Consider the following 26,502-nt stretch of genomic DNA (forward strand, 5'->3'; position numbering starts at 1 on the left):
GGTTAAATGAATCGACGGTTTAATTTCAATGATCTCTTCAAGTTTTTAACATTCAATTTAACGAAAACCTTTGCGTAGGCGCTCAACGAACTTATTAGCTTATTCGTCCCATAACTATTTACTTTGCCTACTGAATCAACATCAATCTACACGGCACCACACATTTTCTTAAGCTTACTTAATACCAAGCTAGACTGAGCAGTGCTCTAAAAACATAAACTGATGATTATGTATTTTTGTTTTATCTTTTGAAGGCTTACATTTTTAAACAATGTGCTATATTGATTTTTAAACAAAAAACAACCAACGGTACAAGGACGACATATGCTGCGAATATTATTCGCATGGCTTGTAATAGCATGCTTTTGCCCAACCGCTAACGCAGCTAATTTCAATGACCCACAGTCTATGCTCTCTTTGGACAGCGATGCCGTTTTTGCAGTAAGTAACTCAGCTGAACTTACAGGCAATGAACAGTGGTTTTATAGCGCTGATGTTATAAAAAGGTCTCCTTCACAGTACTTACATTTTAAAGTTCGCGTTTACAACCAATTAGATACGCAAGTTCCTGTCTGGTTTTCAATAAGCTTTCCTGCAATTAAAACACTCGCTGTCACCGACGGTACCCATCAATGGGAAACAGGAGACGATACACCTTACAGCACTCGTGCGGTAAACACGCCCGATTATCACTTTCCGTCTGTATTGCCAGCTTCATCTTATACGGAATTTAGCGGCACCATGTCTGGCGAGATACTTAGATACAGTTTCTCTGTGGCTACACCGGAATTTTATAGCAACCTTTACATGAAAACATTGCAGCGGGATATGGCATTTTTCGGCGCGATGGGGCTGCTTACCCTGCTTTGTGCACTTGGCTATATTGCCAGCCGCAATTTAGTTTTTCTTAGCTTTGCTTCGTTTATCTTTGCCACAACGTTTTGGTTCTTCCGAGTTTTTGGCTATGCATTTGAACTACTGTGGCCTAATACACCAAGTTTGAACGACATTAGCTATGCTGTAAGTATTTACTCTGTTTTGATTACCGCCTTTTGGGTATTGTTTCAAACTCTTGCCAGAGACAACCATGAAGTTTACGGAGCAAAACCGGTTAAACGATTCTGCGTAATTCTGCCATTTATGGGTATTTTGTTTTGGCAAGGCATGGGGCTCGATATAGCTCTTAAGCTCCCTGTTATTCTCTTTTTCCCTTATATACTGATTGCAGCTCTCGTTATCTTTGTAGAGCATAAACGGGGCTCTGACAGAGCCAAGTGGCTAGCTGCCGCTATGCTTCCAGTAACATTTAGTACCTTAGTCCTTACTATTATTGCACTTTTTGAGGTCGAGCTTTATCTAGAGCCTATCGCCACTTTCATGACTGGACTTGTGATGACCTGTCTGTTTATGGTCGCGCTTACCGCGAACTACATGGTTAAGGTTGTGCAAAGAGAAAGAGACGCACAGAAAGAAGCAGCACAATTAAAAAGTGAACAGACATTTAAACTAGAAGCGCTGGTGAAAGAGCGTACACTAGCGCTCGAACAGACCAACAGTGCATTGGCAGAGTTAGCTTCTAAAGATAGTTTAACGGAGTTGCCCAACCGACGTACGCTGGACATGTTCGTAGACAATACGTTCGATAAGACTATACACAACCACGAGGCACTCGCCATTGCGCTAATCGATTTAGATCATTTTAAAAGTATCAACGATACATTTGGACACGATGTAGGTGACGAAGTACTTAAGGGCATTGCTAACATTCTCGCGCCGCTAAATAATGCAGAGCAAGTAGCGGCTCGGTATGGTGGAGAAGAATTTGCCATTGCAAAGCGCGTCACACAGCCTAATGGTAACCAGTCTAGCGAAGCCGAGGAATTTGCAAAACAATTGGAAATCGTCCACCGTGCCATTAATCAGTTAGCGATTGCATCGATAGATGACAGGAAACTGGGAGCATGTATAGGTTGGACATTATGTAAAGGCTCCGACGATATTGTCGAAGCCTTTAGGCGGGCTGATCAAGCCCTTTACGTAGCCAAAGATAAAGGAAGAAACTTAATCATTCCCGCTTTATGAAACCGCAACCACCGCTTTTCGCTTATCATCTTTTGAAAATTGCAGCGCGTTGTTCAAATTATCGAATTCAAACACGTTAGGTATTTCAACAACCAACGTTTGCGCAGCAACTTGCTCAAGTAACGCCTCACCATCTTTCACCAAACGCTGCCACTGTGATAAATCGCCATAATCATGCAGCGCACCTAGCGCTATCTCATGATAAGAAATAGTACGCGTGAAAGGCTCATCAACAGGCACTTCAATACGACCTAGTATACTCACTACGTGACCATTAGCTTCAAGAAGCGGTACAAGTGACGCCGCATAGTCTGGACCATTTGCATCGAAAAGCGCGTAAAAGGTTTGCCCTTCAGGTTTACCGCGATGGATGGCTTTTACGCCCATCTCAGCAGCTTGCTCTTGCGTAAAGCTACCTGAGATAACATGCACATTAAAACCTGCTTGTGAAAGCATTTGTGCCAGCAATTTGTTAACGGCGCCCATACCGCTGACTAACACATCAGCCCCTTTTCTTACCGGCACTTTACTAAACGCCTGCCAGGCAGTAAGCATTGGGCATGGCAAGGCAGCAGCTAGTGCAAAATCAACGCTTTCTGGTACAACCATTACGCGGCTTGCGTACACTTCACTATGATCGGCAAAGCTTCCGTTTTCACCCAGGCTATGATGGTAAGCCACCCGCTTACCCAGGAGGCTGTTATCAACGCCCTCACCTACAGCTACAACAACACCCGCACCGTCCACACCGGGGATATGCCCTTTTTCCCAGTCGCGCGGGTTATCATCGATAAACTTCCAGTCAACTGGGTTAATGCCAATAGCATAGTTGCGCACGACAATACGCCCTGCCTCCGGCTCAGAAAACTCTTGTACGTTTTGTATCAGTGCTGCGCCAGCTTGTTCAAATTGCCAAACGTTAGCTTGCATAAAAGCTCCTTAACAAGGTGATTTTTCCGATTAGTCCCACGCAGGTGAAAAATCTGGGTTAGCTTGACGGTCGCCACAGTCTAGTGCGTCAATTTTTGCAATATCGTCAGCGTCTAAGGTAAGTTCAAGCGCTTTGAAATTGGTTTCCAAATTTTTGCGCTTGGTCGACGATGGAATAGTGACTAAACCATGGGCCAGCTCCCAGGCTACAACCACCTCAGCAGTGCTCACGCCGTGCTTATCTGCAATTGCAATGATGGTCTCGTCTTTTAACACTTTACCAACAGCAAACGGCATATATCCTGTTACTGTGATACCGTGTTTCTCACACGCTGCACGCACTTTTTCATTAGTAAGATAAGGGTGTACCTCTACCTGATTCGTGGAAATAACGCCCTCGCCCAAGATACTCACCGCTTCTTCAATTTGTGCCACGGTAAAGTTAGAAATACCAATCTCTTTTGTGAGTCCCAGTTCCTTAACGCGCAGCAATTCACCTAGGTACTCTTCCATGCTTTCGCCGTTTTCCGGTGACGGCCAATGAATAAGTAGCAGGTCAACGTACGACAGTTGGAGCTTTTCCAAACTCTCTTTTACGCTATCTACAAAGCTTGCTTTATTCAACTTGTCATTCCACACCTTGGTGGTGACGTATAGGTCTTCACGTGCAACAAGGTTGTTTGCAATAGCGTCTTTAATAGCGCGACCTACCGCTTCTTCATTGCCGTATATTTGCGCCGTATCAATATGACGGAAACCCACTTCAAGTGCCATTGTCACGCTGTTATAGGCTTCATCGTCTTTTAAGCGAAACGTGCCTACACCTAGCGAAGGAATTTTAGATTGTGACTGATTTACATTCGGCATGATGCCTCCTTGTTGGTTCCGTTATTTATGAAAGTGAGGTAATACGTAGTCAGCAATGCGCTGCATCGCGTCTTCTACTGGTTGCGTATTACGTCTGAAGTGCAGGCCAATATGATCAACCCCCGCGTCTTTCATTGCATTGAGTTCTTTGATAAGCCCATTTACACCAGTTTCAACCCCGAATCGGTGGCGTTTTATGGGCGCTTCATCGTCTTCAACCAAATTAAGATGAATAAAGCTAACGTATGGCTTGTTGCCCGCGACACTTCGCCATAGTTCTACGCGCTTTGCATGGTCGTTCGGTGTACCTGGATACGCCAGCCAACCGTCCATATTTTCTCCAACCCACTGAGGGCTTTGCTGAGCGAGCCCTGCAACGTACAAAGGCGGCGTGGTTGAGCGCGGTAACAGCGACATGCCAGGCTTAAGGGAATTCTCACCGTGCTTTACAATTTCCAGTGACTGCCTGAAGTGCTCGCCGCGACTGTCAAAATCGACATCGAACAACGGATACTCAACCGGTCTATCCCCACTGGCTACACCGAGTATAAGGCGGTCGTTACTTAGCTGCTGCACTGTTGCTGCCGCTTTTTTAACAAGCCATGGCTGCCTAAGAGGCAAAACAACAGCTGCTGTGCCTAATAGAATATTGTCTGTGATACCCGCTAAATAGCCTAGGTAAGTGAAGGTTTCGAAAACCTGAGCCGCATCCCCAAAGCTAGGGTCATAAACCGGTACATCTCTTACCCACGCTGCTTTAAACCCTAGTTTGTCGGCTAATCGAATACGGCTGTGATGCTCGGTCATATCAGGTACGCCGAATGGCGTACCTTCTGTGGCGTCGAAATGTGCCCAGTCGTTATCTAGCGGAAGCTCTACACCTACTGAGAACGTGTGTTGTGCAAGCTTATCAAAGGTATTTGTCGTCATTATGACCTCCCTACGCGCTCGTTGTGTTATTCGCCGTATTCGCAGTACTGAGTGCGCGCTTGTCTAAGTAGCCGCTATAGCGCGTGACAAGTAACGCTGCAACAGAAATAATTGCGCCAATCCACGCGGTATCAGATAACTGCATGCCGTCTACGATTGCACCGCCCAGAATTGAGCCCACAGCTATGCCTATGTTAAATGCCGCAATATTTAAACCTGACGCCACATCAACAGCATTAGGGGTAAACTTCTCTGCTAATTGAACAACGTACACCTGAAGTCCTGGAACATTGCCAAAGGCAAAGGCGCCCCACACTAAAACGGTGATCACTGCGGCAACTTTACTGCCCATGGTAAACGTCAGGGCAAACAAGATGACTGCAAGGGCTGAAAAGATAATAGTTAACGCGCGGATTGGGCCTTTTTTGTCAGCAAGCTTGCCGCCATAAATATTGCCTACCGCGACAGACACACCGTAAACCAGCATAATTAAGCTGATAGCTGAGGGCGCAAACCCCGCCTCTTCCTGCAATATAGGAGCGAGATAGGTGAATGCCGTAAATGTGCCGCCATAGCCCAATATCGTCATTAGATACACTAATACCAGACGAGGCTGAACCAACACTTTCATTTGTTCACTCAAAGTGGCCGGTTTACTTTGTTTAAGATTGTTCGGTACCAGCAACGCATTGCCTATTAGCGCAAGTGTGCCTAGCGCGGAAACCACAAGGAAGGTTGCTCTCCAACCGAAGTTTTGACCAATCCAGGTACCCAAAGGTACGCCAGTAACCAAGGCTACGGTTAAGCCCGTAAACATAATGGCAATAGCACTGGCTTCTTTTTCTTTCGCCACTAGCCCTGTAGCAATAGTTGACCCTATAGAAAAGAACACACCGTGCGCTAAGCCTGTCAAAATGCGAGCTAAAATTAAGCTCTCGTAGCTAGGCGCTTGCCAAGCAAGAATATTACCAGCCACAAATAGCGCCATTAAGCTTAGGAGAACATGTTTTCTATTCCATTTTCCCGTAAGGGCGGTAAGAACCGGTGCGCCAACGGCAACACCAACGGCGTACAAGCTAACAAGTAAGCCTGCACTTGGTAACGTAACGCCAAGATCTGTAGCAATGGTGGGGACAAGCCCCACTATCACGAACTCTGTTGTGCCAATAGCAAACGCACTTAACGTTAACGCAAATAATGCAATAGGCATTTCAATTATCCTCAAAAAGTAATTAACGAGATGGCTTGATTAACAACGCCACCATTGGCTTCTAGAACGAACAACTACACCGTTTTTTGAAAGCCATTAATAAAGTGCGTACAGTTTGACGATAAATTTATTTGCAAAAAACAGCACTAATGACAAAATACTTTTGCGATATTTGAAAATATAAGGTGTGCGATGCCAGTCTCATCAAGAACTGAAGATTTAGAAGCCTTCCTAACCGTTGTGGATACAGGTAGTTTTTCCAGTGCTGCCAATCTACTCAATCAGCAGGTTGCAAAAGTGAGTAGAGCGGTTACCCGTCTTGAAGATGGCTTAGATGTAACCTTATTGAATCGCACTACCAGACGGTTGGAACTAACAGAAGAAGGTGAGCTTTTCCTGCAATATGCCAGAGACGGGCTAAACATATTAGAAAAAGGTGAAGAAGCATTACGGCTATTAAAGCGCGCCCCTTCTGGAAAACTTCGGGTCGATGCTGCGAGCCCGTTTGTATTTCACCAGCTAGCGCCGTTAGTGGGCGAATTTCGAGAAGCATTTCCTGACATAACACTCGATATCACCAGTCACGACAGCATTATCGACCTGTTGGAACATAAAACCGATATCGCAATACGTATTGGTGATTTAAGCGACTCTAACTTGCACGCTAGACGTTTAGGAAAAAGTAAGCTGCATATTGTGGCAAGCCCACAGTATCTTGAAAAATATCCCATATCTGAAGGTGAGGATGGAATTAGCACGCTAAACAAACACAAACTGATTGGCTTTAGCGACTCACCAAGTCTCAATAAATGGCCGATCAAACAAGATATTAACTTGCAGTACAGTCTTCGTGCGTCAAGCGGCGAAACTATTCGCCAGCTGTGCTTGGCAGGTCAAGGTATCGCGTTACTTTCTCACTTTATGGTACACAAAGATATCAGTGCAGGCTCGCTGGTAGCGCTATTTCGCGACGATATTGTCAGTCCAAACCGCAGAGAGTCGGTACAAGCGGTATACTATAAAAATAGTGCAGTATCGTCTCGTATCTCTGCGTTTTTAGATTTTATACAGCCTCGACTAACCCTTTAACTTACCTTTATTTCGCGTGGCCTTTACCTAATATCTTTTTAAGTGTGCTTTGGGGGAGGCCATTTACTATTAGCGCGGCTATCATCAATATTGCACCGGCCATAACCATAGGTAGTAGCGTTTCTTTAAGCAATATCACAGAGCTTACATAACCCACTATCGGAGTGAGTGTACTAATAAGAACAATTTTATCTGGGGGTAATTTAGGCCCCGCCGCTACCATAAGGCCAAAACCGAGACCCGTTGCCACTGGCCCAATGTACGCCAATAGTAACCAATCGCTTATATCGTAAGCCCCAAAATTAGGTATTGGTTCAACTATCAGTGCAATAGTAAGCATGGCGAAACCTGCGATGGTAAACTGCCAGAAGACAGCTTCAATGACGCTTCCCTTCCACTTGTGAAAAGACACTCTTCGAATAGCGACCGCCCACAATGCAGATGCCAGCAACATACCAAAGAGCGGTAGCCACGCGCCCGGTTGTCCCGAAGCAAATAAGATCATTGCACAGCCAATGGTAGATATACCGGTTAGAATTAATCGCTTAGAAGGCGGGCGTTGCCGATACCATAGGGTGTCAATAAGCAGCATCCAAAGCGGTGTGGTGTAGATAAGAATACTCGCCGTGCCAGCGGGAATAAACTGCAGAGAGACAGTAATAAGCCCCATTGATAGGATAAACTGGAAAAAGGCAACGACAAACACCACCGAGCGATCTTTACGATTGAGCACCGGTAAACGTTTTTTGGTGATAAATACAAACAGCGCGAGTACGGGAAGGCTTAACAAGAAGCGTAAGCACACCATCCATACAGGCCCTACAATCTCGAGCCCTAATTTCATGCCTGGCCAGTTAAGTCCTAAACACAACACCGCAACCAAAAGCATTTTAATGCCTTTTGATTGCTCTTTTTCCGCCACCGATGATGAAGACATGCGTTTTAAAAAATCCAATTAAACGAACTACGTTAAGAGAAGTTTCTACCGCCCGGTAAGCTGAATGTAGGCGGAGAATTTTAAGGGCGCAAATATAAGTGAATTAGCAAGGGATTAAAACCTTCCTGACCGTGTAAACACGCCAATTTATCGACCAAATGGTCAACTTTTTAAAACCTTGTGGAAACTTTGCTATACGGGTGGTTAATCACTGATAAACACTATGACTTACACGTACAATGCAACAGACAGCAGCTTCCGCTCCCCTTTTTCTATTTTGCTTACGCTGTGCATGTACTTATCTGGCCGAAAAAAGTAAATGCGGTTAAAGAGATTAAAGATGACTTTCTCTGCCCAAAATTGACCGCCGCGCTCCGGCTTTTTTAGTACTACATTAAATTTAAAGTAACGCCCGCTGCCCATAGGGTCATTATGTTCTAACACGCTATGACCCTCTTTGTAGGTAACCACATTTATAGCAAATCGCTTTGATGAGACTATCGCTTTGTTGAGCACTTTAGCCATGCTATTTATACCTTGATTGATGGGGACGTGTTCTAATTTAAACACGCACGGCTATGGTCTGGAAGCGTATGCTGAGTTCAGATAATGCTTTGATATACGCGAAACGTATATGCCTAGGCTAAGGTGGGATTTGTCCACTTCATGATTTTAGCGTTTTCTTTTTGTGCGCTGTTTCCATTACTCTTGTCATTCCCGTCATCATTACTTTTTACGGTGTAATAGTTTTTGCGGGTTTCAATATGCTCAAACCCGGAGCTCTCATACAGCGCAATAGCAGCATCATTACTTTCACGCACTTCTAGCCACATTTCACGCATTGCATTTTTCACCGATGTCTCGATGACAAAATCAACTAAAGCGCGACCTATACCCTTGCCTCTAGCGCCACTGTCTACCGCAATATCCATCAGCGTAGCTTCATCAACAACTTCAAGCATAATGGCATAGCCAACAATCTTGTCATTATCAAAGGCGAATACCCCGTAATAGGGTTTGGTGAAACAGTCTGCGAAGGTACTTAGTTTCCAAGGCGACACTTGTGCCTCTTGATGGATAGCATGCGCTTGTTCTATGTGCTCGTTAAAGCCTTGCGGCGGTACGATTGTTAACTTCATCGACGCGACTACTGTCCGTTAGCGGAGTGGTTTAATTCGCGTGCTGAGCTAATAAGCTGCGCCCACAGCTCCCGCTTTTGCACAGTTGTGAGTTTTAGCGGTGTGGCTGGCAATATAATGGCCGTTTCAGTTACCGATAGCGTACGGCCAATCATTACGGTGTTAGCCCACTGTGACGGTATACCCAACTGAACACAGGCTAGCTGTAAGTCCTTCAGCCATTGCTGTGATTTTGCTTTCTGTTCGGAACTTAACGGAATACCTTCAGGCGATACCGGCCCTTTTGCGCCAATAGACTTTGTTAAAGACTCTTGTGAGGTAACCGCATTGTCGAAAGACGGAGAAATGTTGTGTGACTGTGAAGCACCTGTTTCGGTTTGCCCTACTTTCCCTTCATCGTGCGACCCGCACGGTGTGGAAAGTTTTGTTGTCCCACTATCTTTAGGCTTAGCTTTATCTTTCGCGCTACTGCCAACATTTGCCCTCAACTGAGCAAGCCGTGACTGTTTTTCTTCTTGAGAAATTGGCGTTGAAGGCGGCTTATTAGCCTGAGCGTTTTGGCTGTAGGGTAATTGTGTCGATGAACCACTAGGGCGTTGTGCTGCATTAGTGTTGTTTTGTTTCGCTTGGTCTTCCTGCTTTAGCTCAGTGTGGGCGTCTTTGGTGATCCAAACCGGGATCCCCATTTCCTGTAAAACCGCCTGCTGATATGAAGTAAGAGACATTGCGCAAAAACACCTAACGTGGATAGTTCATTGTATTTGTTTAGTTTACTAAAGTTGCAGGCTTGGTTGAATAACTATCGCGTCCTTTTGCTCGGATTGTACCTGCTGTTTAATGCTCAAGCGTTAATTCATAAGGGTTGACTCTTAAGCATTATTCGCGAATTTATAATGCCTAGCCCTTGGTATAAAAGGAAATGAAACAGCTGCAGCGAAAACTTAAGCACTAACAACAGAAACCAAGAAAATTGAAGAAGAATTTAACAAAGAAACGATTTAGGATTTGAACGTAAACATTCACGAGAAGAGAAAGTGGCAGGGGTGGAGGGACTCGAACCCCCAACCATCGGTTTTGGAGACCGCTGTTCTACCAATTCGAACTACACCCCTAGCGCGCTGTGCATTATACGGATGACATTAAAAAGGTAAAGCCTTTTTATCACTACCATGCACTGCATGCTTAATTAACACGCAATGCGCTGTTTTTTCAATCGAATAACACCAATTAGGCTTTATCCATCACCTGTGTTTTGTCTTATTGCCCGCTTTTAAACCGACTTCTATGCAGCGTCACTTTTAAATGCGGAGCAGTTTATGACAATTAGACCTTATTGGCGTTAAGCGCAGCAAACCACAGGTCATTAGTGATAGCGACAATCTCGGTGTGCAGATCAAATTTCGCTATCGCGTCGTGCTCATCGATATTCATTAGCTTGGCGTAATGCTTAACGAGCTCTCTACTTTCATTGATTTCAAGTTTATTGATAAGGCAGCAACTTGCTAAATCGAAGTAGCGGTTTCCCATGGCGGCATATTCCCAATCAATAATTTTGAGTGAGTTATCTGCGCTCAGTAATAAGTGATTAGTTAGCAAGTCATTATGACATAACACATAGTCGTCATCGTCTTGTTCACTTTTTATTACTTGTTTCCGCAATGATTGGGCTTTTAGATAAAGCTCACTGCTCTTATCGAGCTGTGCAACATTAATATAATGCTGCCATCTTGATGCTAAATCTAATGGCCTAGCGGTAATGGGCAAAGAATGAATACGAGCTAGGGTGTTGGCCAGCTCAAGCATTGAAAGCGTCGCACTTTCACTGTGCTCTAGCCACTGCTCAACCCAGATGGTTTCATCATCGCTTAACCATATGGGTTGCGGCGCTACTCCCAACCTATAAAGCTGTTGCTGCAAAGCAAATTGGTGCGCACGATTAACCCCACTAAAGTCATCATCGCCCATCCATTTCACCGCTAAGTCGACAGGGTTATGCTCCGACTTTGGTTGCCCACTACTTTGAAGGTTATTTGCAATCAAGGGTAACTGACTATCTGCGAGCTCTTGAACACGGTAAACATGATTTACCGCTCCAGCAGGGTGTGACGAAATTTTCGCACTGTCGCTAAGATTAAGCGCCTTTTGCAGCGTGGCGATGATATCCAACCTGTTCACCTTGTTTTTTATATTGTACTAGCCACTGGTAATACCCAAATACCGCAAAACCAACGTAGCCTAAGAACAGGCAAGCAGATAATGCATAACCCACTTGCAGGTATAAATAGGCGGACGCTAAATTGATGAAAAACCAGTAAACCCAGTTTTGCAGGATTTTATGCGCCACCATAAATGTTGTGACTACACTCAATAAATTAATGCTCGCATCTAATAGTAGGTACTCACTATTGAACTGTGAGCCCGCCACCTCAGACAGAACCCAAGCGAGCAATAACATACTCGGAACAATGAGCAAATGAGCACACAGCGGCCAATGAAGCACTGGCTTAACATCGCCGTCTTCCGACCCTTTCGACCACTGATAATAACCGTATCCCGCCATTATCATATAAAAGAAGTTAAGCGCAGACTGAAATGGCAACGTCACCTGCCAAAATAGCCAGGTGTAAATTGCGGTACTCACAAAGGCGCACAGCCAACACCAGCTGTTCTGTTTTGCGGCTAACAGCACATAGGCAATAGCGAGGACAACCGCTACCCACTCTAAAAGCGAAGTAGCGGCAATTTGTGAGGTAAACTCAGAAAAAAAGCTAGCCATTAAGATGATTTTCTAGATTGCATGGCATCGAAGTTTAAGAACTTGGCCACGAAAATAGCCTGCCCCACTTCTTCATGGGTCCTTTGCATTTCTTCGCCAAGTACTTTCATAACCACACCATAGTCACCTGTAACCTGCGTGCTGGTTGAGCTTGTTGAAACTGTAATATCACTATAGCTATTTAACCTATCAATGAAATCTTGAATAGGTGGAATGTATTCGTTAACCAAAGGGTACAACGACAGTTCAACCATAACTTGCATTTCTGTTTCCTTTTATTTTAAAACGCGTACTTAACAGTAACGCCAAACTGACGACCGTTACCTATTTGGTAATATGGCTCATCGAAGGCATACTCATCGCGAGGGTCGTTGCTGAAACCACCAAACCCTCGAGTGTAATACTCGCGGTCAAATACATTTTGAACCCACAGTGAGGTCTGCCAATCACCGTGTAACACTACAACCTCCGAATTAACCAGTGTTGTACTTGGCGCGGTTACATCATGGCCATCAGAAAAACGGTATTCGCTTTTGTAATCTACATCTACACGCCAAAGCATGTTACCTGTAAGTGCGTACTCACTATACAGGTTTGCGGTCCACTTAGGTGATTGAGCCTGTCTTTGCTCAGACACTTCAGTACCGTCTGCAAGCGTATACCCTTCAAAGGTAGCGCTTAGGTAACCAACACTTGCATCAAGCTGCCATGCATCACTAGCAATCCAGCTAAGCTCCAGCTCGGCTCCTTTGTTTGTACCTAAATCAGCATTATCGATAATATCCACGAAACCTGCCGTGCCGTCATCGCGAGTGATAACGTCAAAATCGCTCACCTGGGTATCTCTTCTATCCATGTAGAAAATTGCAGCGCGGGCAATTAGGTCTGGTGTAAATAAGGGGCCCTTTACGCCTACTTCGTAGTTCCAGTTGTATTCTTCGTCAAAGAAACGCTGATTATCGTTTACTCGGCTGTCGGGGTTAAAGCCAGCGCCTTTAAAACCCCGTGAAATGCTGCCGTAATAGAAGTGATCGCCCTGTGTATACTGAAGTGCCACTTTTCCACCAACCATAGTGGTATCAAAAGCTCGTGTAAGCTGATTATTATCAGCGTAATCGAAATCGTAGTTTTCTACTCTCAACCCGGCTACTAGCTTTAAATTGTCATTCAAACGGCTTTCAGTCTGAGCATAGATAGCGGTAGTCGTTGGGGTATACTCACTGGCAAAGTCACTATCCAAATAAGTGTACTGACGTAGCAGCTTTTCTTCCGTGTTTTTATAAAATACGCCTATTGTCCAGTCGGTCATACCATCAAAAAGTGCAGCACTATTAGACGACACAAAACGCAACTCACCGGTTTGGATTTCAACATCGCGGTAGTACGCATCAAAAGACGTATAACCCCATGGGTGAAAGCCAGTGAATGTCCAGTCTTCATCATAGCCATAAGCAATATTGTGAGAAGCATGGGTGGCAATAAGAATAAGATCGCCCGCTGCAATAGTTGTTGTTGAGCGCGCGCTTACAGCGTGTGTTTGATGCTCGTCAAAGCCTGGCTCGTCAGACAGGGTTTTGTTGTCGTTGTCGAGCGAGAATGCATCGTAACCGTTATCAATGTCATACCAGCGATAGGTAAGTGCAAGCGTGGTTCTTTCGTCTACACTGCCCTCTACAGCGAAGCGCAATGCAGTTTCATCAATATTATTAGTGTCGCTTCTATCTAAAAACGTATTTTCTACAAAACCATCACTACGGTCATGCACCAGCGCAACGCGATATCCCCAATCAGAATTAATATCGTCGCCAGTGGCACCTTCAATACGGTAACTATCTTTATTGCCAATGCGGGCCTCAACGTAATCTGGCGCGTCGCTTCCTACTTTGTTACTGGTAAGCTTTACCGCTCCAGCCAGAGCCCCCGTACCATAGAGCGTCGCTTGAGGCCCGCGATAAACGTCTAGTTGTTTGGTATCAAAAATAAGACCTGCTGCGGCAAGACCAGAAAAATCGAATTCATCGACAATAAAGCTCACTGAAGGATTAATAGGCTCGGCAAACTGGCTACGCTCGCCAATACCACGTATTTGAACGAAGCGGCCGCGAGACGCACCAGCTGCAAAGTTTACGTTTGGAATACTGTTTAGCACACTGTCGATATGGCTCGGCTGTCTACTGCGAAGACGCTCTTGATCTAAAATGGTCGCGCTAGCACTTAACTGGTCGAGTGTAGTTTGACGAAAATCACCAGATACGATGACGCGCTCAATATCTGATGGCGTGCTATCTGAAGTGTTACTTACATTGGTTTGTTGCGCATAGGCCGCAACGGAACTAGCAAGCAGTGAAAGTGTGAAAAGTGTTTTATACATGGGATCTCTTATTCTTATTTAAGAAAAAAGATCCGGGTCTAACGGCAGGTGATAAGGCTATATTGTGAACCATCCCTACGCCGGTATTATCCGGATCAGGTTTAAGGGTTCCCACGAATGTGGATCTCAGACCGAAAACGGACACCCCTTGGTATAGTGTTGCGCTGCTAAAACTAGCAAACTCAACTTCTGCGACGGAGTCTACCAGTTCGATACACGCCGTCAAGCAGATAAGACGTTAAGCTAACGTAAGGTTTTATATATGATATAAGGCGTTGAAAGCTGAGGGCTATTCAGCGTCAATATTCATATTTAGGCGACGTACTTCATCGTCAGTTTGTGCTTTTAACCCTTCCAACGTTTTGCCGTGTGCGGTTGGTTGACGCGTATCAGGGTCAACCTTTACGAAAACGATATCGTCTGCAAAACAGATGGTTTTCTTGGTTGCTTTGTTGCGTACCAAGCAGCTTACGGTAATAGACGTACGGCCTACAGCTTTAGTTTCTAGACCAAACTCTACGATATCACCCTGCATAGCCGGTGATTCGAAACTAATTTCACCAATATGCTTAGTTACCAAGCAATTAGTTTCTAGCTGACAAATAGCCCAAATTGCAGCTTCTTCGTCTATCCATTCTAACGCGCGGCCACCGAACAAAGAATTGGCGTAATTAAGGTCGTTTGGCATAACTAGACGCCGAGAAAGAAAGCGCATTCGAATTCCTCATAATAAATCGCTACTATAGCGTTAGATTATACCGAAAAAACTGATTCATGGCGCTAACTCAATTACGCGAATGGCTATTAGCCCCTTATTGTGAAGATGGCTCAAACGTCACTCCCCCGCTTCACCGAAAAATACTTATTGTCTCTGGCGGAAATGCTTTCTGTAATGCCGCACTTTGCTGCATACACTCGCTCGCGGATGACGTTTCATCGATGAGCATTGCAAGTTTTACTGGTAACACGCTGAAAGGAAAAAAGCGCAAACAGGTACTAGGTTGCGAATACGACACGGCTATCTTGGACTGCCGCGATACTTTCAAGCCAGGAGATATGATGGCTGTAGCAGGTACTGTTAAACGCCAAGGCTGTTTAGTACTTGTGTGCCCAGATTTCAGTGAGTGGGTCGAAAATGTTTCTGTGCCGTTTATTTCAGAAGGTTTTACGCTTGCTCGCAGCCGTTACCTCGCCCGCTTTATTGAACGCCTTCGGAATAACGAGTATGTAGCCTTTCATACAGAAACTGAAACTATTCTGCCTGATGTAGAAAGGTATCGCGTAGGGCAAACACCTAAGCAACACGCTTTTAAAAGTGCGCGGTTTAAAACGCAAGAACAACAAGATGCCTATGAAAGTTTGTATCAGGCATTCTCAGTAAACCAATTAAATGCTCTCGTCACTGCTCCAAGGGGACGGGGCAAATCCTCTCTATTAGGTATATTCATCGATCGCTTGATCAGCGAAGGAAAAAACGTGCTGCTTACTAGCGAGCAAGTGAGTAACGTTGCTAACCTAATGTCGCGTGTCAATAATCACAAGGATTCGATATCCCCCCCGCTTTTGTCATCTTATGGCTTCTCTGATGACAAAGAACCAACGCCAATTGATCACAAAATAACACCTCTAGGTTCGGTTAAATGGGTCCCCCCAGACAGTGAGCTTCTTTATAGCAGCAGTCCTTCTTCCTCTTCTTATTGCAATAACAATGGTTGCAGTAAGAATGCCCCTTTCGATCTTGTTGTGATTGATGAGGCAGCGTCCTTACCATTGCCTGTTTTAGCACGTATGTTGGCCCATAATCCACAGTGGGTATTAAGTACTACGCTTCAAGGTTACGAAGGCTCAGGAAATGGTTTCATTCACAAACTCATTCCTAACTTACCTAACAATGTTGAGCACCTAAGTTTGTCAACGCCGCTGCGTTGGTTTGATAACGATCCTGTTGAGAGGTTCTTAAATCACACCTGTTTGTTTGAAGAATATTCCAAGAAAGATACCCCGTGCCTCTTCGCCTCTGAAAACCGAGCTAAAAATAACATCGCACTTTTAGAGCAAGAAGACAGTGAGTTGTTGATGAAGGTCTGTAGTTTCAATATTTGTTCATTTGAAAATATGGCTGAACACATGCTTCAACAAGTGATGTCACTTCTTGCGCTTGCACATTACCAAACAACGCCTGACGACTTCATGCGTTTATTAGACAGCCCAGACGTGCTTGTTGCCACACTTAAAACAGAAAGGTTGGTGCTTGCTGCGGCAATAATCAATATTGAGGGAGGCAACAGCTTGGGCGCTTTATCTTGTGAGATTGCATCGGGGCGTCGCCGTCCACAGGGTCACCTAGGTGCACAGAGGTTAACATTACTGTCGGCAGACCCTAAAGCCGCAACGTTTAATTACTGGAGAATTAACCGTATAGCAGTACAGCCGAGGCTCCAAGCCAGAGGGATTGGTAGCTACCTTGTTCAAAAATTGATTGAAATAACTCATGATAAAGCCATTGATGCTTTGTGCACGTCGTATGGGACAACAGCTAAACTCGACAAGTTTTGGTCTAACCAGGGTTTTCAAATTGTTGATTATGGGAGAAAACCAAACAAAGCCAGTGGAGAAACCAGTGCTTTAGCTATCTTACCGAAAACCTCTAGTGCAAAAGCTATGGTTACGAGGCTTATCGCGTTGAAAACTAGCCTCAACAGTGCCGCAAAGCTAGATGAACTTCCCCACTATGTTCTTTCAACCTATGTAAACAAGCTTATTCACTTTACTCTAAGAACACGCCCACTAGACGATGTGTGGCCCATCTTAAAAAAGTTAGCTTGCGAAATAGAACCGATGAGCAACAAGAATGACCATAAGTCGCGTCAAAAAAGCGGAGGACAGAAATACAGTGACTTGGCTTTAGAGCACGAAGAATCGCTTACTGTACTCAATCAGTTAGTAAACATTATAGACTCACAGGATTACTTGAAAGCGCTTTTTACAAGTTCTGATAGAGAAATAGCGTGTATTGAGGCGTTATTAAAAGATCACGATATAAAAGTAAATGGATTGAAAGAGGTCACATCCTTTATTAGAACGACTGTCCAACCCGCTTTCGATTCAATAAATTAATTTAAATAACGCTATTCAAAAAGATTTGAATGCTTCTACTGTTCGTTGGACAACGAATTTATACTTTTTTTGCTTCATCTTTAGGGCAAACAAGCCTTAGCTAAAGACAAAAAAAGCCTCCCGAAGGAGGCTTTTTTGCTAAAACCGAATATTAAATGTTAATACCACGGTTTTTAGCTTTTTCCTTGATGTAAGGTTCCCACGCAGCCGCGTTACGGCGTAGTGAGCGGTCTTTTTTAGCTTCTTGTACATGCTTGTACGCAGACTTAAAGTTACCCGCATAGAAATTCGCTTCCATAAGTGTGAAGTGAATCTTTGCTGGGCTTTCTGCGCCACGCTCTAGAGCATTTTCTAGTGCCTTAATAGCGCCTTTGTAGTCTTCCGCTACAAGTAAAAGCGTACCTTGCTTACGATAATGCTCAGGATCTGAACTTTTAGCCGCAGCTTGTGCATACAAGTTTGCCGCTGTTTTGAAGTTCTTGGCCTGATGATATGCATTAGCAATGTTAGCTAACATATCCGCATCGTTTTTAAGCAAACCTTCTTTTGAGTGCTTTTCAAGCAACTTAGCCGCCTTGTAAGGCATACCGTTGCTTTGATAAAGCTGAGCAAGCGTTTTGATTTCTGACTCTTTTTCTAGATAACCTTGCATGTAAGCAAGCTCTAGCGTTGAAAGACCTTTCTTATAGTCTTCAACCAAGATGTAGAAAAAGCCTAGACGCGACCACCAAGTCTTTTCCTGAGGGAAAGTTCTAACAAGATCTTCCGCCACAGCAACAGTCTCAGGGTACATCTTACGCTCGTAGTAAGACGTTAGCTTAAGTACATACGGGTTTTTATTTGGCTCTTCATACAAAGCAATTGCTTTATCTGCTGGCTCTACCATCTTAGCTAGTTGCTTAGATTCGAAATAAGCCTGTGCCAAACGCGTATAAACGTCAGCGTCTTCCTTACACGTGAAGTCCATCCACTTGTTATACCATTTAATGGCATCAGTGTACTTCTCTTCCTGCATGCTCAAGTCACCTAATAACTTAAGTGTTTGAGAGTGCTCAAGGTCGTTAAGAACCTTTGGTTCAACGGATTCAACCAAATAGTTTAGTGCTTTACCGCCCTGGCCTTCTTGCGCAGCAAGTAAATTACCAATAAAACGTTTAACGTAAGCTTTATCAAAATCGTCTGATGGGTCGATTTCGTAAAGAACATTCAGTGCTTCATTGACTTGGTCTTCGTTATAAAACTCAAAAGCTTTCTGAACTTTTTTACCGGTACGCTCACCTACAAGCGTTGTTTTTCCTTTCTCATATCCAGGACAAACAACAGGTGATGACTGCGCTAGAGCAGCGGGTGCTGAAAGCACCGCACCTGCGCCTAGCACTAAAGCAACGGCTGACATTTTGAATGTACGTTTCATCATGATCATTGCTCCAGTTTAAAGTCTAGCTGTACGAACATGCCAGGTTGTTTAACCGGCTTGCCATCAACGATCTTAGGCTTGTATTTCCACTTACGTAGAGCACGACGTGCTTCACGGTCGAATACGCGCTTAGGTTCAGCTTCGATAACTTCGATATCTTCAACACCACCAACTTCGTTGATAGTGAAAGACAGTCTTACCCAACCTTCACGGCCATCGCGGGCTGCATCAGGTGGATATTTCGGGTCGATACGAACGATAGGTGTAGCTTCACCGTCACGTTGCATTGCACCAACACCACCGATGTTTACACCAACACCACCTGTGTCGATAGCTGGAATAGCTAAGCTAAAGCCATCTGCATCAGGTTCCGCTGTTTCCGGCTCTACTTGCTCCATTTTAGGAGGCTGTGGAGGCGGTGGCGGCGGTGGTGGTGGAACACGAGTACGCGTTTGCGTCTGGTCGTCTGGTTCCTGCATTACAATATCGATAACCGGTGCAGGCGGTACTTCGTCTGCTGGTCTAGATGAATTTTCAATCAACTTGGCCATTAGAACGAAAAGGGCAAATGCAACCGCAGCACCTAATACAATAGATACAAGTATACGTAACATCTTATCCCCTTGCCGCTACCGAGACTCGGTTAACGCCAGCGGCTTTAACCTGATCCATAATTTCAACTACTAAACCATGCTTTGCTTTTACATCAGCTTGGATGATTACGTAGTCAGTTGGCTGCTCGGTAAGCAGTCTCTCAATATTCGCTCTTACGCTGTCCGGCGCTACTTCACGCTTATCTAGCCATACATTTCCGTCTTCCGTTACGGCGATGAAAATGTTTGCATTTTTGTGAAGAATCGCCTGGCTCGCATCTGGCTTGTTGACTTCGATCCCTGCTTCTTTAACGAAAACAGTGGTAACGATAAAGAAGATCAGCATGATAAACACGATATCCAACATGGGCGTCATGTCGATCTGTGCATCTTCTTCCTCGGTTCTGACTTTTCGAGCCATAATCTCTCTCTCTAATGATGTGGCAGGCTATCAACTAGCCCTTCTCTTGCCAGCTTCACTTTCGCTTCAAGACGTGAACTGATGAACAGCCCAGATAGCGCAGCTACCATTCCCGCCATTGTCGGGATAGTCGCCATAGAGATACCAGCCGCCATTAGACGTGCGTTGCTGGTGCCCTGTGTTGCCATTGTCTCGAAAACACTGATCATACCGGTTACTGTTCCAAGTAGACCGATTAGTGGACACATTGCAATAATGGTTCTGATAATCAGCATTCTAGCGTTTAGATCGTCTGACGCTTGAGAAATCCACGCGTCACGGATTCTATGCGCATACCATGATGTGGTATCTGCTCGGGCATCCCAATTCGCGATGATGTTTTTCTTCACCTTTGGGAAGACCGAGGTTAAATACCAGTAACGCTCAATCATTAAAACCCACATGAGAAAGAGCGCGGCAGCAACGAAGTAAAGTACGTCACCGCCGGTAGCGATAAAGTCCCTGACCGATTCGAATAATCCAATCAGGTAATTCATATTACGCTTTCTCCGACTCTGAGTGAGCAGCTACGATACCCGCAGTTTGCTCATCAAGAATGTGGATGATTGACTTGCTACGAGAAGCTACGATGCTGTGAGTAAGGATTAGAGGCAGAGCCGCGATAATACCTTGAGCAGTAGTTACAAGAGCCATTGAGATACTTCCTGCCATCATACGTGGGTCACCAGTACCGAATAGTGTGATAGTTTGGAACGTCTCGATCATACCTAGTACTGTACCTAGTAGACCTAGTAGAGGAGCAATTGCTGCGAAAATCTTGATTACGTTGATGCCGCTTTCAATTTTAGGAAGCTCGCGAAGAATCGCTTCATCAAGTTTAAGTTCAAGGTTTTCTGCATCAGCAGTTTTGTTCTCTTGGTAAACTTTAAGAATACGACCTAGAGGGTTACCTTCAGATGGGCTGTTCACGTTTTTAAGCTGTGAACGCATTTTACCACCAGTGATGGTAAGCGTGATCATCTTATAAAGACCAATAAGTAGACCAACAGCTAGCATTAGCGTAATTGTGTAACCTACTGGACCACCCGCGTGATAACGCTCAGACATTGTCGCTTTTTGCTTCAATAGACCAAGGATACCGCCTTGAGAAGGGTCAGCGTAGAAAGGCGTGAAACCTGAAGTCGCGTCGATTAGATCTTCAGCAGACGCTACGAAGTGACCGTCTGGTTGACGACCTAGAGGCTGAACAACTTCAGACTCAGCATCGTATGCTAGGTAACCTTCTTCACCAACAAGGTTGAAAGTACCAATACGAACAACTTCTTGCTGTGAAGAACCGCCGTCTAGGTTAACTACTTCAGTAGTAAACTTAACAACTTCACCACCTTCAGTCATTTCTTTTTGAAGTGCAAACCATAGGTCTTCTAGTTCTTTAATGTTAGGAAGACCTTTAGAGTCTTCTGACATTTCCGCTAGAAACTGGCTACGGCCAGGGAACTGTGCACTAACGATTGATGTAGAGATACGACCGTAAGCTTCAGAAGATGCTTGACGTACCACACCAAACATTTCGCCAAGCGTACCAGTAGCTTGGTCAAGCTCAGCGGCTTTTTCGTTAAGTGTTACTTCGTTATCTGAGAATTGCTTCTGTAGACGATCGCCACGGTCTTGCTCAGCTTTAAGGTTCGCTTGAGCTTTGCGTAGAAGCGCTTGCTTGTCAGCACGTGCTGATTGGAACTCAGCTTCACGCTTTTTGTCTAGACGAGCTTCAGAAACACGGTTCTGTTGAACCTGGTCTAAAAGATCTTTCAGGCTCTTTGCTTCCTGAGCTTGCGCTCCGGTTGCCGCAACTGCAACTGTCGCAGCGGCTAAAAGAGATTTGAATACTGGTTTCATTAACAATTACTCCGCTGCGCTAATTGGTAGTTTAACAAGAGCCGCAGGAATGGTGCCGTTAGCCATTTTTACTGCGTCAATAGTTGAAGAAAGGTACTCATCACCTAGCTTCTCCCAAGTGCGGCTTTCATTGTTCCAAACCCATGCGTGCGTTTGGTCAAGAGAAAGAGCTAGTAAAGCTGTACGACCTAGGTTAAAGAAGTCAACAGTTACTTCAGTACCCGCATCATCGATAGTACCTTGGTAAGAATTGATCTTAGTACCGTACTCAACTTCTACTAGGTAAGCTTCTAGTACCTGACGGAACTGCTCAGAAACAGTAACGTTAGAGTTAGCCATCAGGTCACGAAGACGCTCAACGCGCTGTAGACGCTCTTCCAAACGAATTGGACGGTCTAGCTTGATGAACTGCTCTAGGCTGTCAATCATACGGAACATAAGAGGAACAATACCCTGCTTAGTTTGTTCGATGCTGTCGATTTGACGCTGTAGAGAGTCGATTCCACGCTGCTGGTCTGCAACAAGGCTAGCGATGTAATCGTTGTAGATTTTAAGGTTTTCTGTCTCATCTACTGTTTGACGATACTCAACAAGTAGTTCTTGAGACTGTTCAAACAACGTGTTGATTTTTTCTTGAGATTTCGCTGCAGCCGCGTGGATTTTCGCTTCTTCTTTATGAAGATCTTCAAGCGTATCTGCAGAGACTGCACTACCTGTTAGTGCGAATGCACCCATAACAGTAGAAGCAATAAGAGTTCTCTTGCTCATTTTGGACATAGTTCCCAACCAAATTTCTTATTTGAATCCTCGCCGATAAGGAAAATATTCGGGCAAGGGGCGTATAAAACTTTCACAATTTTGTTTCAGGAATGTAGCACTGACGTCGATGTTCAGTACTACGAACGTAGTATACTCACACGGATTGTTACGTTTAGTCAAGTAACACACTATTTACACCTAACAGATTTAGGTTTAACTGCTCGTTTTCCGCTCAGTTGGGTTGAATGTGCATTCAAATTCATTCTGCATAAACCTTGACACATCTTAATCGTTTAATATTTATCCTAAATTAAACGTTTAAATGCATAAAACTGAAGGTGAAATGCAAACACGTGCAGTAAAGTTCACTGCAATAGCTCAAAAGCATCAAGACTATTACAATATTGCTTAGCTTGTTATCTCAACAATTACCTTTTTGGGAAGATGACGTTGGTCTTTATCAAATCTAAAGTGTAAAAAAATAATCGTGTAATTTAACATTGGCTTGCTATACACAATTTGTTATTTATACCGCACCTATACATAACAAGAATGATTAAACTATGATCGCACCTGCATATAGCTACACTATTGATGACAAACCTGTTTGGGTATTCGACAATTTATGCTCTCTTGAAGAAGCAACTGGTATATTTAAAGGTTTAGAAATTAGCGCATTCAAACATACTGAAATCGCGCGTCCCGATACTGCACAATACAAGCATTGGGCAGTAGAGCTTAATGATACACAAGTGCGAGGATTAGCAGTTTATCAACACGCTATTAATGAAATATTCAATACCACCGGTAAGCACTACAAAGCATATCGAGGCTATGTTAATTATGCATCCTATGGGGATATGCTTTTTACACATACTGACTGTTTGCCTGAATCAGATGAACTTACGGTATTGGTTTACCTGTGCCCTGAATGGGATATAGAGTGGGGTGGCGAAACACTTTTTTACAACAGTAAAGATGATTGCGTTTTCGCCTGCACACCTAAGCCTGGAAGGACTGTGGTATTTCATGGAGCAATCAAACATGTAGGTAGACCACCAAACCGTATTTGCTACATGCCTCGATATACACTTGCTTTTAAGTTAGAGCCAGCTTAAGTCAGGCTCTTAACTCGTTTTATCTGGCACGATATCAAAAGCGACGGTTAATCTTTGCTCATCAGTTACAATTGGATTTGTGCCGTGCCACATATAGGAAGGGAAGAAAGCAATATTTCCCTCTTTCGGCTTCACTGCAAAGTCTTCTGGCATTTCGACGCCACTTATATCTGGCCTCCCGAAGACCAACCAACCGTTGCCATTTGTTTTAACTTCAGCCGGTACGTCCACATACAGAACTCCACTCAGCCACCCTTCTGAATGATAGTGAGATTTGTGAAATCCTTTCTGTCGCAACCTTACCGACCAACTGCCGATAAAATCAATGTCTTGACTCAGACGGGATAAAAATGGATGTCTTTTCTCTTTAGTGAGTGTTGATAGAAATGATTTAGCCCTAGCTTCAATTGAAGTTTTTAGCTCTTTAATTACTGGATGCGCTGAATCGAGAAGGTTTTCAAATGTCTGAGAACCATTGCGAAGCGATTGCCCAATAGGATGCTTTTCGTTGTTGTGAAGCGTATTGAGGTGCGCTTTGAGGATGTTTATAAATTTTGTGTTCTTGTCCTCGTTTCCTAACAACGGCTGCACACTCACAAACCTTTGATAATCGCATAACTGATTATATTTGGCCTCATCACCATTAGCTTTGTACGCTGTAGATAATAATGTCCAGTAGCCCTGATTAAGGGGCGCAATTCGGCACACAAGCTCGAGCGCTTTTACAGCCTCTTTGTACCTTTTAAGACTTAATAATGAGTAACTTTTCTCAATCAGTAAAGGAAGCGTCTCTAGTGTGGGATTAGACGCTTTGACACTAACGGTTGCTAGCGCTTTTTCAAAATAGCCAAGCTCTCTTAGCGTATTTGATAAACTGGCCGCTACGGCAATTTGATAAGTGGGAAGTTTAGCTTCAATGAGCTTTTCTAACCATAGCTTAGCTTTATCGTACTCTTCTACCCTAATCATAAATTCCGTATAAGCTAAAATTAAATCAGGGTTGTTAATTGATAAGTTTGCTTCTAAATAAGAAAACGGCGTTTCCAGATTTTGAACCCAAGCTAAATGAGCATATTCTTTATGCAAACTTACACTAGTAGGAAAAAGCCGTATCCCCTCTTTATAAGTGGCGAAGGCCTCATTCATTGACCCCTTTAATGCTAATACTGCCGCTAGATTCTGGAACAGTTCTGCGGTTGGGTTTCCCGTCGATAACGCTTGTTTGTAGAGCGATATTGCTTCGTCGAACTGGCTATTTTTGCGTTTGATATTTCCTAAATTATTAAGCGCTTTTATATTTTGTGGTTCGGTGTCTAATAATTGCTTCAAATAACGTTCAGCCACATCATCGCGATGGTCCTCTACTAAAATTGATGCCATTAGCAGCAAAACTGTGTTTTTGTTTGGCTGTGTTGTCAGCAGCTGATGACATTGCTTTTCAGCTTCACAATAGCGCTTGGCAGTATAAAAAGCCCTTGCTAAATTATATCTGTAATCAAACTCGGTAGGCTTAATTTTTAGGGCTTTTGTAAACCATAAAATAGCTTTTTCGCTTTGCATTTTGTCGAGGAACAAATTTCCATAGCTGTTCATTAGGTCACTAGACTGTGGAAACAGCTTTAAGCCTTTCTCAAAGACTTTAACAGCGTCATCAAGTTTACCTATTTTCCTTAACGCACTGCCGTGTAATTGAGAGACTACAGGGTCTACACGAACTAACGCCCCGTTTTTTTTTAATGTATTTATAACAAAAAGAAAATCCCCTCGGTTAAAAGCATTAATGAGGTTTGGAATGACAATATTTGGCTGCGACTGCATTATTTATATAACCTTTTATCCAAAGAAGCTAGCGCTCCATACTGCACAGACCATTCCCCATATTTGGAAATAAAATGGGCTACATCTTCTCGCTCTTTAAGCGTTAGATGGGGATTCCAAATGTCTATTATTAAGACTGCCCGGGCCGTTTCGGCCTCATTTTCTGCGCTATGCTGATAGCTGTCGTCAAACAAAATCGCTGTTTTTCCTTCGCTCCAATACATGCGTTCATTAGCGACCTGTAAATAGGACTTATCATTAACTACCAGTGGAATATGTAACGTCCACTTAAGATTAGAAATGCCGAAATGGGGAGGGATTTTAGTACGTGGCTGCAGCACAGAAATGACTACCTCTGGCGCGTGTACCGGACAATGGGCCAGAATTGGCGAGTTAAATAATGCTTTTACTTCACTGGGCAAGTTATCACTATGTTCGGTAAACTTGCCTGCTTTCATAACATGGAGCGAATTCCAATTTTCCGTTAACCTTGCCCACTCTTCGGTGTCAGGCACAACGCCTATTTCGTGAATGTACTGTTCGTTAGCACGTGACAATAGAGACATAAAAGCGTCTTTATGGGTACTAAGCGCTTCAATAAATATATCAAGCCCTTCTACCACACTTATATCTGAAAACGGCACGGAGGGAAGGTTTGGAATAAATAAAAAACTAGGGGCTTGAAGTGCCTTATCAAGCCTCTTTTGTTCCGCGCCACAAAACATCGAGATAGCACGTTTAATTCTTTCACTCGAACCCATTGATGCGGTTTTTGCAAATAGATCACGTCGAGCCAAATTCGCGGCGTTATGAATATGTGTAGCTTGAGATTTAGAAAGCAGAACGTCAGGTTCTGGCGACAGATAATCAGGGTAGTGCGAATAAACATCGCGGTAAAGAGAAAGTGCGTCATCATAGTCGCCCGAATTGATTGCGACTGTGATCCGCGCTAGTGCGTCTTCAGGGCTATTATCGTTTTTTTTAGTCATACAAAAATGGGAAGCGTTTTGCCTCCCATATTAAACTAACATT

Annotated in this window: 25 protein-coding genes, 1 tRNA gene and 1 riboswitch; of the genes, 4 read left to right on the plus strand and 22 right to left on the minus strand. The window is 44.0% G+C overall.

Features of this window, described 5'->3' with window-relative positions; all coding sequences use genetic code 11:
* Positions 1-324 precede the first annotated feature (324 nt).
* Entirely contained in the window at positions 325-2,082 is a 1,758-nt protein-coding gene (locus ACXAER_RS17545; RefSeq protein WP_474831356.1) for a GGDEF domain-containing protein, read from the plus strand.
* On the opposite strand, the gene ACXAER_RS17550 is transcribed toward ACXAER_RS17545, so the two are convergent.
* Genes ACXAER_RS17550 through ACXAER_RS17565 form a run of 4 tightly spaced genes read right to left on the minus strand, consistent with a single transcriptional unit; the run spans position 2,077 to position 6,019 of the window.
* The gene (locus tag ACXAER_RS17550; RefSeq protein WP_474831357.1) at positions 2,077-3,012 is read right to left on the minus strand and encodes an alcohol dehydrogenase catalytic domain-containing protein; all 936 of its coding nucleotides are present in this window, start codon (positions 3,010-3,012) and stop codon (positions 2,077-2,079) included. The two genes, ACXAER_RS17545 and ACXAER_RS17550, sit on opposite strands and share 6 nt — an antisense overlap.
* Positions 3,013-3,042: 30 nt before the next feature.
* A complete protein-coding gene (gene dkgB, locus ACXAER_RS17555; RefSeq protein WP_283645096.1) occupies positions 3,043-3,879 on the minus strand; it encodes a 2,5-didehydrogluconate reductase DkgB in 837 nt (278 codons plus the stop codon).
* Positions 3,880-3,900: 21 nt separating this feature from the next.
* Complete coding sequence (locus ACXAER_RS17560) at positions 3,901-4,809, minus strand: TIGR03571 family LLM class oxidoreductase (RefSeq protein WP_474831358.1); 909 nt, start codon at positions 4,807-4,809, stop codon at positions 3,901-3,903.
* Between the two features lie 10 nt (positions 4,810-4,819).
* On the minus strand, positions 4,820-6,019 hold the full coding sequence (locus tag ACXAER_RS17565; RefSeq protein ID WP_474831359.1) for an MFS transporter: 1,200 nt from the start codon (positions 6,017-6,019) through the stop codon (positions 4,820-4,822).
* A 192-nt stretch (positions 6,020-6,211) separates the two neighbouring features.
* Between ACXAER_RS17565 and ACXAER_RS17570 the strand changes: the two genes are divergently transcribed.
* The gene (locus ACXAER_RS17570; protein ID WP_474831360.1) at positions 6,212-7,108 is read left to right on the plus strand and encodes a LysR family transcriptional regulator; all 897 of its coding nucleotides are present in this window, start codon (positions 6,212-6,214) and stop codon (positions 7,106-7,108) included.
* Positions 7,109-7,115: 7 nt separating this feature from the next.
* Here the strand turns inward: ACXAER_RS17570 and ACXAER_RS17575 are convergent, their stop codons facing one another.
* From ACXAER_RS17575 to ACXAER_RS17620, 10 genes are all read right to left on the minus strand, one after another.
* Positions 7,116-8,045, minus strand: a complete 930-nt coding sequence (locus ACXAER_RS17575) for a DMT family transporter (RefSeq protein WP_474831361.1) — start codon at positions 8,043-8,045, stop codon at positions 7,116-7,118.
* Between the two features lie 228 nt (positions 8,046-8,273).
* Positions 8,274-8,570, minus strand: coding sequence for a 2OG-Fe(II) oxygenase (locus tag ACXAER_RS17580; protein ID WP_474831362.1), 297 nt, complete (start codon positions 8,568-8,570; stop codon positions 8,274-8,276).
* A gap of 113 nt (positions 8,571-8,683) precedes the next feature.
* A complete protein-coding gene (rimI, locus tag ACXAER_RS17585) occupies positions 8,684-9,184 on the minus strand; it encodes a ribosomal protein S18-alanine N-acetyltransferase (protein ID WP_474831363.1) in 501 nt (166 codons plus the stop codon).
* 8 nt (positions 9,185-9,192) lie between these two features.
* Complete coding sequence (locus ACXAER_RS17590; RefSeq protein ID WP_474831364.1) at positions 9,193-9,909, minus strand: alanine acetyltransferase; 717 nt, start codon at positions 9,907-9,909, stop codon at positions 9,193-9,195.
* Positions 9,910-10,219: 310 nt separating this feature from the next.
* Positions 10,220-10,296: transfer RNA gene (locus tag ACXAER_RS17595), tRNA-Trp, on the minus strand.
* A 211-nt stretch (positions 10,297-10,507) separates the two neighbouring features.
* On the minus strand, positions 10,508-11,350 hold the full coding sequence (locus ACXAER_RS17600) for a phosphotransferase (protein WP_474831365.1): 843 nt from the start codon (positions 11,348-11,350) through the stop codon (positions 10,508-10,510).
* On the minus strand, positions 11,316-11,960 hold the full coding sequence (gene pnuC, locus ACXAER_RS17605; protein WP_474831366.1) for a nicotinamide riboside transporter PnuC: 645 nt from the start codon (positions 11,958-11,960) through the stop codon (positions 11,316-11,318). Before pnuC ends, ACXAER_RS17600 begins: the two co-directional genes overlap by 35 nt.
* Entirely contained in the window at positions 11,960-12,223 is a 264-nt protein-coding gene (locus tag ACXAER_RS17610; RefSeq protein WP_014975943.1) for a hypothetical protein, read from the minus strand. Before ACXAER_RS17610 ends, pnuC begins: the two co-directional genes overlap by 1 nt.
* Before the next feature lie 17 nt (positions 12,224-12,240).
* A complete protein-coding gene (locus tag ACXAER_RS17615; RefSeq protein WP_474831367.1) occupies positions 12,241-14,331 on the minus strand; it encodes a TonB-dependent receptor in 2,091 nt (696 codons plus the stop codon).
* Positions 14,332-14,386: 55 nt separating this feature from the next.
* A riboswitch (TPP riboswitch) is annotated at positions 14,387-14,490 on the minus strand.
* A 130-nt stretch (positions 14,491-14,620) separates the two neighbouring features.
* Positions 14,621-15,046: an acyl-CoA thioesterase gene (locus ACXAER_RS17620; RefSeq protein WP_012517742.1), complete on the minus strand. Its 426-nt coding sequence runs from the start codon at positions 15,044-15,046 to the stop codon at positions 14,621-14,623.
* A gap of 59 nt (positions 15,047-15,105) precedes the next feature.
* Between ACXAER_RS17620 and ACXAER_RS17625 the strand changes: the two genes are divergently transcribed.
* On the plus strand, positions 15,106-17,448 hold the full coding sequence (locus ACXAER_RS17625; RefSeq protein WP_474831368.1) for a tRNA(Met) cytidine acetyltransferase TmcA domain-containing protein: 2,343 nt from the start codon (positions 15,106-15,108) through the stop codon (positions 17,446-17,448).
* A gap of 151 nt (positions 17,449-17,599) precedes the next feature.
* Here the strand turns inward: ACXAER_RS17625 and ACXAER_RS17630 are convergent, their stop codons facing one another.
* The 6 genes from ACXAER_RS17630 to ACXAER_RS17655 are packed head-to-tail and all read right to left on the minus strand — an operon-like array spanning position 17,600 to position 22,543.
* Positions 17,600-18,865 (minus strand): tetratricopeptide repeat protein, encoded by a 1,266-nt coding sequence (locus ACXAER_RS17630; protein WP_474831369.1) that lies wholly within the window; start codon positions 18,863-18,865, stop codon positions 17,600-17,602.
* 2 nt (positions 18,866-18,867) lie between these two features.
* Positions 18,868-19,479 (minus strand): energy transducer TonB, encoded by a 612-nt coding sequence (locus ACXAER_RS17635; protein ID WP_012517738.1) that lies wholly within the window; start codon positions 19,477-19,479, stop codon positions 18,868-18,870.
* A 1-nt stretch (position 19,480) separates the two neighbouring features.
* Complete coding sequence (locus tag ACXAER_RS17640) at positions 19,481-19,879, minus strand: ExbD/TolR family protein (protein WP_012517737.1); 399 nt, start codon at positions 19,877-19,879, stop codon at positions 19,481-19,483.
* An 11-nt stretch (positions 19,880-19,890) separates the two neighbouring features.
* Positions 19,891-20,415, minus strand: a complete 525-nt coding sequence (locus tag ACXAER_RS17645; protein ID WP_012517736.1) for a MotA/TolQ/ExbB proton channel family protein — start codon at positions 20,413-20,415, stop codon at positions 19,891-19,893.
* 1 nt (position 20,416) lies between these two features.
* Complete coding sequence (locus tag ACXAER_RS17650; protein ID WP_474831370.1) at positions 20,417-21,775, minus strand: MotA/TolQ/ExbB proton channel family protein; 1,359 nt, start codon at positions 21,773-21,775, stop codon at positions 20,417-20,419.
* 6 nt (positions 21,776-21,781) lie between these two features.
* Positions 21,782-22,543, minus strand: a complete 762-nt coding sequence (locus ACXAER_RS17655; RefSeq protein ID WP_118489934.1) for a DUF3450 domain-containing protein — start codon at positions 22,541-22,543, stop codon at positions 21,782-21,784.
* A gap of 554 nt (positions 22,544-23,097) precedes the next feature.
* Between ACXAER_RS17655 and ACXAER_RS17660 the strand changes: the two genes are divergently transcribed.
* Entirely contained in the window at positions 23,098-23,652 is a 555-nt protein-coding gene (locus ACXAER_RS17660; RefSeq protein ID WP_474831372.1) for a 2OG-Fe(II) oxygenase, read from the plus strand.
* A gap of 9 nt (positions 23,653-23,661) precedes the next feature.
* On the opposite strand, the gene ACXAER_RS17665 is transcribed toward ACXAER_RS17660, so the two are convergent.
* Together ACXAER_RS17665 and ACXAER_RS17670 are read right to left on the minus strand one after the other, a co-directional pair.
* Positions 23,662-25,470, minus strand: coding sequence for a 2OG-Fe(II) oxygenase family protein (locus tag ACXAER_RS17665; protein ID WP_474831375.1), 1,809 nt, complete (start codon positions 25,468-25,470; stop codon positions 23,662-23,664).
* Positions 25,470-26,459 carry an aspartyl/asparaginyl beta-hydroxylase domain-containing protein gene (locus tag ACXAER_RS17670; RefSeq protein ID WP_474831378.1) on the minus strand — a complete coding sequence of 330 codons (990 nt, stop codon included), beginning with the start codon at positions 26,457-26,459 and terminating at the stop codon, positions 25,470-25,472. Before ACXAER_RS17670 ends, ACXAER_RS17665 begins: the two co-directional genes overlap by 1 nt.
* Positions 26,460-26,502: the final 43 nt, after the last annotated feature.

It is taken from the genome of Alteromonas sp. AWJ4_199 (assembly GCF_056159165.1).